General features: G+C 61.8%; 9 protein-coding genes. 6 read left to right on the top strand and 3 right to left on the bottom strand.

The window, feature by feature from the left end; all coding sequences use genetic code 11:
• The coding region (locus tag J0I79_RS13070; protein WP_292858760.1) for a porin at window positions 1-1,137 on the top strand (1,137 nt) is incomplete at its 5' end.
• Window positions 1,138-1,411: 274 nt separating this feature from the next.
• Here the strand turns inward: J0I79_RS13070 and J0I79_RS13065 are convergent.
• Entirely contained in the window at window positions 1,412-3,091 is a 1,680-nt protein-coding gene (locus tag J0I79_RS13065) for a tetratricopeptide repeat-containing sulfotransferase family protein (protein ID WP_292858757.1), read from the bottom strand.
• Between the two features lie 65 nt (window positions 3,092-3,156).
• Window positions 3,157-4,854, bottom strand: coding sequence for a tetratricopeptide repeat-containing sulfotransferase family protein (locus J0I79_RS13060; RefSeq protein WP_292858754.1), 1,698 nt, complete (start codon window positions 4,852-4,854; stop codon window positions 3,157-3,159).
• Window positions 4,855-5,517: 663 nt separating this feature from the next.
• Here J0I79_RS13060 and J0I79_RS13055 point away from each other — a divergent pair.
• Complete coding sequence (locus tag J0I79_RS13055) at window positions 5,518-6,630, top strand: pyridoxal phosphate-dependent aminotransferase (protein WP_292858752.1); 1,113 nt, start codon at window positions 5,518-5,520, stop codon at window positions 6,628-6,630.
• On the opposite strand, the gene J0I79_RS13050 is transcribed toward J0I79_RS13055, so the two are convergent.
• Window positions 6,627-7,154 carry a MarR family winged helix-turn-helix transcriptional regulator gene (locus J0I79_RS13050; protein WP_292858750.1) on the bottom strand — a complete coding sequence of 176 codons (528 nt, stop codon included), beginning with the start codon at window positions 7,152-7,154 and terminating at the stop codon, window positions 6,627-6,629. The two genes, J0I79_RS13055 and J0I79_RS13050, sit on opposite strands and share 4 nt — an antisense overlap.
• A gap of 174 nt (window positions 7,155-7,328) precedes the next feature.
• On the opposite strand from J0I79_RS13050, the gene J0I79_RS13045 reads away from it, so the two are divergent.
• From J0I79_RS13045 to J0I79_RS13030, 4 genes are all read left to right on the top strand, one after another.
• The gene (locus tag J0I79_RS13045; protein WP_292858748.1) at window positions 7,329-7,613 is read left to right on the top strand and encodes an acylphosphatase; all 285 of its coding nucleotides are present in this window, start codon (window positions 7,329-7,331) and stop codon (window positions 7,611-7,613) included.
• Between the two features lie 70 nt (window positions 7,614-7,683).
• Window positions 7,684-8,328 (top strand): TetR/AcrR family transcriptional regulator, encoded by a 645-nt coding sequence (locus J0I79_RS13040; protein WP_292858745.1) that lies wholly within the window; start codon window positions 7,684-7,686, stop codon window positions 8,326-8,328.
• A complete protein-coding gene (locus tag J0I79_RS13035) occupies window positions 8,297-9,460 on the top strand; it encodes an isovaleryl-CoA dehydrogenase (RefSeq protein WP_292858742.1) in 1,164 nt (387 codons plus the stop codon). The genes J0I79_RS13040 and J0I79_RS13035 overlap by 32 nt, the downstream gene beginning before the upstream one ends.
• A gap of 1 nt (window position 9,461) precedes the next feature.
• Window positions 9,462-11,069 carry a carboxyl transferase domain-containing protein gene (locus tag J0I79_RS13030; protein ID WP_292858739.1) on the top strand — a complete coding sequence of 536 codons (1,608 nt, stop codon included), beginning with the start codon at window positions 9,462-9,464 and terminating at the stop codon, window positions 11,067-11,069.
• Window positions 11,070-11,142 lie beyond the last annotated feature (73 nt).

Raw genomic sequence — 11,142 nt, 5'->3', positions numbered from 1 at the left:
ATCGCAGTTTCCGGTGCGCGCGCCGCCGACGCCGTCGTCGTCGCCGAGCCGGAGCCCGCTGAATACGTCAAGATCTGCGACGTCTACGGCGCTGGCTACTTCTACATCCCCGGCACCGAAACCTGCCTGCGTATCGGCGGCTATGTCCGCTACGACGTCGGCGTGGGCGACGTCGGCTCGTTCACCGGCGCTCGCGCCGACGACGTCGTCAACGGCAAGAACCAGGGCACCTGGTATAAGGATGCCCGCTTCACGCTGAAGACCTGGACCGGTCAGGAAACCGAGCTCGGCACGTTGAAGACCTACACCGAAACGCGCATGAATTTCCAAAACCACCCGCTCGACAACGGGGACGGCAACAACATGGCGAACAACTTCGACATGCACTTTGCCTGGATCCAGCTCGGCGGCCTGCGGGTCGGCTTGGATGAATCGGCCTTCGACACGTTCGTCGGCTACGCCGGCAACATCCTCAACGACACCATCGTTCCCTATGGCGGGTTCAAGACGGGCGTCGTTCAGTACTACTTCGATGCCGGCAACGGCTTCTCGGCGATGGCCTCTCTCGAAGAAGGGTCCGGCGGCGGCGGGATCGTCGCGGGTACCAGCACCTACGGTTACGGCCGCGCCACGGTCGACAGCTATGTTCCGCATGTCGTCGGCGGCGTGAAGTACACGCAGGGCTGGGGTGATATCGTGGGCGTCGTCGCCTATGACAGCAACTACGAATATGTGTCTGGCAAGGTTCGCCTGGACGTGAACATCAACAGCCAGCTGTCCCTGTTCGGCATGTTCGGTTATGGCAGCGAAGGAAAGCTGAACGATACTGGCGCATTCTCCCCGGCATTCGGTCGCGGCTTCTACAAGCCGTGGGGCGGTCACTGGGGCTTCTGGGCCGGCGGCACCTACAAGTTCAGCGACAAGGCGTCGTTCAACCTCCAGGTGTCGGGTGATCAGTGGAAGGACTATGGCGTTGCCGCCAACGTTACCTACACCGTCGTTCCCGGCTTCACGGTTACGCCGGAAGTCGACTACCAGCGCGTTGGCTCGGGCGCTATCGACGCCGGCAATGTCTGGGCTGGCGCCGAGAAGAGGAACTCCGTCGGCGCTCTCATCCGCTTCCAGCGCGACTTCTAAGACCAGATATTTCTGGGGAGACAGGAGAACCCGGCGGGCAACCGCCGGGTTTTTCTTTTGTTTCGATGCATAGCATTGCCCCCCGCCGCGCGCGTGCGCGATACGCATCACAGCAATGGTTGGGCGATTCCAGGAAAAGCGGGCAGCATTTCCCTAGGAAATTACGTTCCCTAGGAAATTACGCAAAACCAGAGAGTTAGAGTGGTTCATCGATTCTGTGAAACGGTGAGCCAAGCTAGACTGGCTATGACGTGCCTTGGCCTGTGAGCAGAGGTCAAACGTCGGCGAGGTCGCCCAACGCTTCGATCAGAGGCTGGATCTCACTTTCGTAATTCTTCCAGCGCTTCACTGACGATTTGTAGATCGGCTGACGAACTTGCCAGCGGCTGGGCGTGGTGACCGCCCCTTCCCTATCGAAGAAGCGCAGGCATGCGTCATCCCAAGGCAGGCCAAGATGGTCGATGAGCCGGCGCGACTGCGCCTCCTGATCCTCCACAAGCGTCTCATAGCGATTTTCAAAGATACGGCCAGGGAAAACCTCGTTCCAGTGACGCATCAGGCGGTCATATTCCCGATAGTACAGGCCGAGTACACGCAGGTCGGCGTTGTAGGAGTGAGCCGGGCTGAAAGGCAGGACATAGCATGACACGCAATTGTCGATGGCATCGCGGCGGCAGTGAACGATGCGCGCATTGGGGAACAGAAGGGCGATAAGACCGATCAGTTCAAAGTTGTGCGGCTGCTTGTCAACGACGCGGAGCGCGGCAGACGCTCGCTCCCTGAGATAGGATAGATGCTCTTCGGCCAGCGTCCTGATCAATTCCGGCGTAAAAGAATTGACGGACTTGCTCAAATCCTCAGCCGACGATTTGAGGTCGATTGCGTTTGCCACCCGCCTTAGCTTTTCAAGTTCTCCCGCGCCGTGGACCCCCGGATGGCTCGCCAGAATCTGCTCCGTCAGCGTCGTTCCCGAACGCGGCATTCCAACCACGAACACAGGGAGATCGGAAGGATTGCCAAAGCCGGACGCGGCAGCAAACAGGCCGGGCGTGAAGATTTCGATCGTCGAATCCACGAAACGACGATACTGGTCGATGTCGAACCTGTGGCCGGCGGCCTGCTTGGCCTTATTGAAATGGTCGAATGCTTCCGCGTAGCGCTTGAGGTCGTTCAGCACTTTACCGGCGGCATAGTGAAGACTCTGCGCGGACTCCGAATTAAGCCGCGGACTGTCGAGTTCGCGAAGGATCGATTGGAGTTCCGGGGGCTCTTCGGTAAATTTCCGGGTCTGCACGAGCTCGTAGTAGGCAGCCGGCGCGTCGACGCGTCGTTCGATCGCCTCTTTCAGATAGGCGCCGGCCTCGTCCATACGCCCAAGGCCGGTGAGCGTAGCAGCCATTCCGGTCCGCGCCTTGGCATGGTCCCGGTTGATTTTCAGCGCCTTCTCGTAAAGCGGCAATGCCAAATCGGGCTTGTCGAACTCGGTGTAGACACGCCCCAGGGCGCACAGGGCCTCGACAAGATCGGGCTGGATTTCCAGGGCATGCCGGATGTATCTGATGGCGGCCGAGAATTCGCTCAGTCTCGCATAGGCTTCGCCGAAGCTGAGATGGTAATATGCGTTTTTTGGCTCCTCGGCGACCGCGCGCGCGAAATAACGCAGAGCCGCCTCGTCGTCATGGCCCACACAAATCGTGCCCATGATGTACAGAGCCAGCGGATGGTTTGGCGTCCGCGCCAACACCTCGAAGCACAGCCTCTGCGCTTCAGCAAGCTGCTTGGCCTGTTGATGCTCATAGGCTTTCTTCAGCACCGCGTCATCGGCCTGCGCGCGCGCGGACGGATTTGCTTTCGGCGGACCTGGCTGTGTCGGACTTACCTGGGGGCCTCTGGGTTTCGGCGCGGCGGTGGACTTGATGTGTTTTGACCAGGCAGGCGGCAGACGATTGTTCATTGTGCCTGTTAGCAACAAGCACCGATGGAATCCAGTCAAAGCTCGGTGAGCAGCGGGCCCGCCGCTCAAGTATCCGCGAGATCGCCCAGCGCCTCGATCAACGGTTGAATTTCGTTTTCATAGTTTTTCCAGCGCTTCACAGACGATTTGTAGATCGGCTGACGAACCTGCCAGCGGCTAAGTGTGGTGACCGAGCCCTGCCTGTCGAAAAAGCGAAGGCAGGCATCGTCCCATGGCAGCCCCAAATAGTCGATGAGGCGGCGCGACTGCGCCTCCTGATCCTCGACAAGAGTTTCGTAGCGATTCTCGAAGATGCGCCCGGGCAGAACCTCATTCCAGTGCCGCATCAAGCGATCATATTCACGATAGTACAGGCCAAGTATCCGCTGGTCGGTGTTATAGTCGTGCATATCGCTGAAGGGCAAAACGAAGCACGAGAGGCAATTGTCGATGGCGTCGCGGCGACAATGGATGATCCGCGCATTGGGGAACATAAGGGCGATCAGGCCGATCAACTCAAAATTATGCGGCATCTTGTCGACGATACGCTGAGCTGCAGGCGATCGTTCCCTCAGATAGGACAGGTGCTCCCCGGCCAGCGTCCCGATCATATCCGGTGTAAGGAAATTCAGAGCCTGGGTCAAATCTCCGACCCCCGGCCTGAGACCCACCGCATTGGCGGCTCGCTTCAATTTGCCGAGCTCGCCCGCGCCATGAACTCCCGGGTGGCTGGCCAGAATCTGCTCCGTCAGCGTCGTTCCGGAACGAGGCATGCCGACGACAAAGACCGGCGCTTCGGAAGGATCCCCATAGCCAGCCGCCACGGCAAATAGGCCGGGCGTAAAGATTTCGATCAACGCGTCGATCCAGCGACGGTGCTTTTCGATATCGAACCGATGCTCGCGAGCCTGGTTCGCCTTGTCGAAATGGTGGAATGCTTCCTTGTAACGCTTGAGATCGTTGAGAATCTTGCCGGCGGCGCTGTGGAGCATGTAAGTAACGCCCGAATCGAGGCCGGGACGGCCGAGTTCATTCAGGATGGAAAGAAGTTCCGGAGGCTCCTCGGTGAAGTTTCGTGTCTGCGCCAGATCATTGTAGGCCCGGGCCAGGCCGATGCGGCGTTCGATCGCTTCCTTCAAATACGAGCCCGCATCATCCATGCGCCCAATGCTGATCAGCGCGCGAGCCATGCCGAGCCGTGGCTTGGGGTGATCGCGATTGATCTCGAGCGCCTTCTCGTAAATCGGCAACGCCAGGTCGGGCGTTCCAGAATCGATGTAGGTTCTCCCCAGGGCACAAAGCGCGTCGACCAGATCGGGCTGCAATTCCAGGGCGCGCTGGATATGCTGGATTGCCGGCGAGTATTCGATCATCGCAAGATAAGCTTCCCCCAGGCTTAGATGGTAATAGGGATTCGTCGGGGCTTCAGCGATGGCGCGCACGAAATAGCGCAGGGCCGCCTCGTCGTCATGGCTCAGGCAAAGGATGCCCATCATGTAGAGGGCCAATGAATGGTTCGGAGCGCGCGCCAGAACCTGCCGGCATAGCTCCCGCGCCTCATCGAGCCGATTGGCCTGTTGAAGCTCGCTGGCTTTCTTCAGCAACAGGTCGTCGGCCTGCTCGTAGGAACTCGGTTTGGACGAATTCGCTTGCCCTAATCCCGGAGCCTGCTGCAGGCCGGGTTTGAACCCCGGATCAGCTGGCCTGGCGACGGAACCGGACTTGATATGTTTGGCCCAGGCAGGCGGCGGACGGCTGTTCATTGGATTTGGTTAGCAAAACGACGCAGTTGAATCCAGCTTCGGGTCGCCTGCCCGGGGTCAAACCTATGTCATGAAAGGTGGTTGCGCGCGGAGGCGGCGCGCCCTTACGTGAAGGCTCCACCCCCGAAAGGCGGTGGCTTCAGATTACGGCTTAGAGCCGGATCGGACCGCCATCCGGAGGACTGGAGTTCGCGGCCGATGCCTCGGCGATACACCCTGTTCTTCACCTCCGCATCGGGGCGCGCCGGCAACATGGAGGCAAACGCATAAATGCTCTTCAAATCCCATGCCGGCAAAAGCCGTGGGGTTTACTGGTCACCTATCGGGGCCTCCAAATCGACCGAGAGTGCGCCCACGACATACAGAGCCAGCGGGTGTCGCGGAGCGCGGGCCAGAACCTCGCCACATAACTCCTTGGCCTCCGACAGCCGACCGGACCGCTGGAGCAGAAGTGCCTGCCGGAGCATATCGTCATTGGTCCGAGGGTGAGATTGCCGCCTGGGCTGCGCGGATGCCTGCGCTCCTGGAGTCGGTCTCGCCAACAAGAAGGGTCGCTGAAATCCAGTCCGCGCCTGGCTGCATCATAAGCGACCCTTCGCCAAGCTTGCGCCCTTCCGGCGGCCACGCTAGCAAGAGATTCCTCTTTTTAAGCGAGCTTCCGCCATGCGCCTGCGCCCTGCCCTCACGCCCGTCATCGCGGCGCTTCCGTCGACCGTGCCGTTTGTCGGCCCCGAAGCGCAGGAGCGTGAGCGCGGCCGGCCCTTCCGCGCCCGGATTGGCGCCAATGAAAGCAGCTTCGGCCCATCGCCGCGCGTCATCGCCCGCATGGAAAGTGTCGCGCGCGACCAGTGGATGTATTGCGACCCCGACAATTTCGACCTGAAGGTAGCCGCCGCCGCGCACCATGATGTGGCGATCGAGAACATCGTTGTCGGCGAAGGCATTGACGGTCTGCTCAATCTTGTGGCGCGCATGTATGTGGCGCCCGGCGACGCGGTGGTTACCTCGCTCGGCGCCTACCCTACCTTCAACTTCCACATCGCCGGTGTCGGCGGACGCCTGGTCACCGTTCCCTACGAGAACGACCACGAAAGCCTGGACGGACTGCTCGCAGCTGTCGCCAGGGAAAAGGCGCCGCTGGTTTATCTGTCCAACCCGGACAATCCGATGGGTAGTTGGTGGGAAGCAGGCGAAATCATCCGCTTCATCGAGGCTCTGCCGGAAACCACGATGCTGGTTCTTGACGAGGCCTATGGCGAACTGGGTCCGGCCTCCGCGCTGCCGCCGATCGATATCTCCAGGCCGAACGTCATCCGCATGCGCACGTTTTCGAAGGCTTACGGGCTTGCCGGCATACGCTGCGGCTATGCGGTGGCGGAAGCCGAGGTAATCCGGGATTTCGAGAAGATCCGCAACCATTACGGCGTCAGCCGCATGGCGCAGATCGCCGGCGTCGAGGCTCTCGCCGACCAGGCCTACCTCGAGACGGTGGTGGCGCGCGTCGCCGCCGGACGCCGCCGCATCGCAGCCATTGCCGAACAGAACGGGCTGAAGCCACTGCCGTCGGCGACCAATTTCGTCACCATCGATTGCGGCCATGATGGCGCGTTCGCGCTGAAAGTGCTGCAGGGGCTGCTGTCGCGGGACATTTTCATCCGCAAGCCGATGGCGCCCGGGCTCGACCGCTGTATCCGCGTCAGCGTCGGCCTCGACCACGAACTGGATGTTTTCGCCGAGGAACTGCCGGGCGCCCTGGCGGCGGCACGAGGCAACTAGAGGAGACGTTCGGAAGCCGCCGCTTCGTCGAGCAGGCTCCTGACGCGCGCCAACAGACCCGACAGTTCCGCCGCCTCCTTGTCCCCCAAACCATCGGTGACGCGGGCAAGATCGCGATCGGCGGCCGCATGGAGAGCGGCAAGCGCGGCCTGGCCGCGCGCGGTGAGCGAAAGGATGCGCCGAGACAGGGGCGGCGCGGAGCACCTGCGCATTTCGACCAATCCGGCGGCGCAGAGTTTGCGAAGGATTCTCAGCACGTGGCCGGGATCCATCTGGAGCTGCCCGGCAATCTCGGACGCCGCCGGCTCAAAATCGAGATTCAGCGCCCGCGCCAGAAAGCCGGCCATGCCGCCAGGGTCGGAGGCGATATGGCCCGGCCGTTGACCCAGTTCGAACAGCACGCGCGCTTCGGCCAGCGTGTAGGCGCTTTGCGTCAAGGTTTCGTCGAGCAGCCCGATACGACTGGTATAGAAGCGATTGAACCGGCGGATGTCGTTGACCAAGGCATTCCTGTTATCCGGCATGTCGGGCGCTCCATGGGATTTCCACGCGCCGGATCATCATCAGAATATTGACTCAGTCAACTATCTTTGGAATCGAGCCCCATACGTTGGCTCGGCTCGCCAATGGCGGGAACCCCTGGACACCGGTTGCCTTCGTTCGTGCCCGCACCAGATTCCACGCAAGGGAGGAAGCCAATGGACGACCGGCAAAGAGCGGTGTGTGCTCGCGTGTTCGGAAGGGTGCAGGGCGTCGGCTATAGAAACTGGACGCGCGGCGAGGCGACCGGGCTCGGCCTGATGGGTTGGGTGCGCAACGAGAGAGATGGTTCGGTGACTGCGTGGTTCGCCGGGGCCGATGTAGCGGTTTCGGTCATGGCCGAACGGCTTTGGAAAGGCCCGGCGGGTACGGCCGTGTCACGGATCGACCTCGAAGAGCTCGATACATGGATCGCGCCCGGGGACTTCAGGATCATCGCCTAGACTCACGATTCCAGAGCCCTTGAATTAATTGAACGTTCGTTTTATTATTGCTTCCTGGGATGAGGCGATTATGGCGCGAACAACGGGATCCGACGGCGAACGAACCGAAGCGGCAATTCGCGAGGCCGCGGTCAACCTGATCGCGCGCCAGGGCTACGAGGCCATGTCGATGCGCCAGCTGGCGGCAGAAGTCGGCGTGCAGGCCGCCGCGCTCTACCGTTACTTTCCGACCAAGGAAGAGTTGCTGTTCACGCTGATGCGGGAGCACATGGAGGGACTTGGCGAGGCCTGGGAAAAGACCCGGCCGGCGGGCGCCGATCCGAGCCAGCGGCTCTCGGCCTATGTGCGCAACCACATCGCTTTCCACATCGAGCGCCGGCACGCCACCCATGTGTCGAATATGGAGTTGCGCAGCCTCTCGCCCGAAAGGCTGACACACATACTGCGGCTGCGCACAGCCTATGAAAAGGAGCTGCGCGCCATTTTGCGCGATGGAACCGACACCGGAGCTTTCAGCATCGACGATATCGGGCTGACCGCGATGGCGCTGATCCAGATGATGACCGGCGTCATCGTCTGGTTCCGGCCGGATGAGAGGCTGTCGATCGCTGAAGTGACGGCGACATATCTTTCGATGACAATGCGCCTGGTGGGCGCAAGGCACGATGGTGCGGAGGAACGGCATGTACACGAACACGCTCAGCTTCGGGCATGACGAGGATGTCGAGGCGTTGCGCGACATGGTGCGGCGGTTCGCCCAGGATAGGATCGCGCCGATTGCCGGCGAGATCGACCGGGAGAACGAATTCCCCGCGCATCTGTGGCGCGAACTCGGCGCGCTCGGCCTGCTCGGCATAACGGCCGATCCCGATTTCGGCGGCAGCGGCATGGGCTATCTCGCCCATGTCGTCGCGGTCGAGGAAATTTCGCGGGCCTCGGCCTCGGTCGGCCTCTCCTATGGCGCCCACTCCAATCTCTGCGTCAACCAGATCAACCGCTGGGCGACGCCGGCGCAGAAGGAGAAATTCCTGCCGTCGCTCTGCTCGGGCGAGCATGTCGGCGCGCTTGCCATGTCGGAGCCGGGCGCCGGCTCGGACGTCGTTTCGCTCAAGCTGCGCGCCGAAAAGCGCAATGACCGCTATGTGCTCAACGGCACCAAGATGTGGATCACCAACGGCCCGGACGCCGAAACGCTGGTCGTCTATGCCAAGACCGATCCTGAACGCAAATCGCGCGGCATCACCGCCTTCATCGTCGAAAGGACGATGGCCGGCTTCTCCGTGGCACAGAAGCTCGACAAGCTCGGCATGCGCGGCTCCAACACCGGCGAACTCGTGTTTGAAAATGTCGAGGTGCCGTTCGACAATGTGCTGCATGAGGAAGGGCGCGGTGTCGAAGTGCTGATGTCGGGCCTCGACTATGAGCGTACGGTGCTCGCCGGCGGGCCGCTCGGGTTGATGGCGGCGTGCCTCGACGTGGCCATCCCCTATGTGCACGAGCGCAAGCAGTTCGGACAGCCGATCGGCGACTTCCAGCTGGTGCAGGGCAAGCTGGCCGACATGTACACGGCGATGAACGCCGCGCGCGCTTATGTCTACGCCGTCGCCGCCGCCTGCGATCGCGGCCAGACGACGCGCAAGGACGCCGCCGGCTGCGTGCTGTTTGCAGCGGAGAAAGCCACGCAGATGGCATTGGACGCCATCCAGCTGCTTGGCGGCAACGGCTATATCAACGACTATCCGACCGGCCGCCTGCTGCGCGACGCCAAGCTCTACGAGATCGGCGCCGGCACCAGCGAAATCCGCCGCTGGCTGATCGGCCGCGAGATCATGGCGGAGGCAATATAGCATGGCCACACTCCAGACCCAGATATCACCCTCCTCCGAAACCTTTCGCAGCAACGCCGAGCGTATGCGCGCGCTGGTCGCCGACATCGCGGACAAGGCAGCGGCGGTCGAGCGTGGCGGCTCCGACGAGGCGCGCGAGCGCCATGTCGGGCGCGGCAAGCTTTTGCCGCGCGAACGGCTGGCGCAACTGCTCGACATCGGCTCGCCCTTCCTCGAGATCGGCCAGTTCGCGGCGTGGTCGATGTATGGCGAGGAGATTTCGTCGGCCGGCCTGATCGCCGGCATCGGCCGCGTTGAAGGCACCGAGATGATGGTCGTCGTCAACGACGCCACGGTGAAGGGCGGCACATACTATCCGCTGACTGTGAAGAAGCATCTGCGCGCGCAGGAGATCGCGCTGCAGAACAATCTGCCCTGCATCTATCTGGTCGACTCGGGCGGCGCCAATCTGCCCAATCAGGACGAAGTATTTCCGGATCGCGAGCATTTCGGCCGCATCTTCTACAACCAGGCCAACATGTCGGCGGCCGGCATCCCGCAGATCGCCTGCGTCATGGGGTCCTGCACGGCGGGCGGCGCCTATGTGCCGGCAATGTCGGACGAGACCATCATGGTGCGCAACCAGGCGACCATTTTTCTCGGTGGACCGCCGCTGGTGAAAGCGGCGACCGGCGAGGATGTCAGCGCCGAAGACCTTGGCGGTGCCGACGTGCATACGCGGCTTTCCGGCGTCGCCGACCACTATGCGCTCGATGACGAGCATGCGCTGGCCATTTGCCGGCGCATCGTCAAAAACCTGAATCGGAACAAGACGGTAAGCCTGAACTTACACAAATCGATTCCGCCGCTTCATCCGGCGGACGAGCTTTACGGCGTCGTGCCGACCGATCTGCGCCAGCCCTATGACGTGCGCGAAGTGATCGCGCGTCTCGTCGATGGTTCCGAGTTCGACGAGTTCAAGCAGAATTACGGCACCACGCTGGTTACCGGTTTTGCCCATCTCCACGGCATGCCGGTCGGCATCATCGCCAACAATGGCGTGCTGTTTTCCGAAAGCGCGCTGAAGGGCGCGCACTTCATCGAACTGTGCTGTCAGCGTAAAATTCCGCTGGTTTTCCTGCAGAATATCACCGGCTTCATGGTCGGCAGGAAATATGAAGCCGGCGGCATCGCCAAGGACGGCGCCAAGCTGGTGATGGCGGTGGCCACCGCCCGCGTGCCGAAGGTGACCGTCATCATCGGCGGCTCGTTCGGCGCCGGTAATTACGGCATGTGCGGCCGCGCCTACTCCCCGCGCTTCCTGTGGATGTGGCCGAACGCCCGCATCTCGGTGATGGGCGGCGAGCAGGCGGCAACCGTGCTTGCCATGGTCAAGCGCGACGGCATCGAGCGCAAGGGCGGGCAATGGAGCGCCGAGGAGGAGGCGAAATTCAAGAAGCCGATCCTGATGAAATATGAGCACGAGGGCCATCCGCTCTACTCGTCCGCCCGGCTCTGGGACGACGGCATCATTGACCCGGCCAAGACGCGCGAGGTTCTGGCGCTCAGCCTCTCCGCCGCGCTCAACGCGGAAATCGAGGACACGCGCTTCGGCGTGTTCAGGATGTGACGATGAGCACCATGGATGAGACCATCCTCTCGCTCACAAAATTGCGAGCCGCCTTTGCATTCCTGGCGAGGAT

Origin of the sequence: Mesorhizobium sp. (genome assembly GCF_017306585.1) — a bacterium.
In the GTDB taxonomy this organism is placed as follows: Bacteria; Pseudomonadota; Alphaproteobacteria; order Rhizobiales; family Rhizobiaceae; genus Mesorhizobium.
Note: the sequence above shows the minus strand (reverse complement) of the source record. Positions and strands in the feature narration are given on the sequence as shown.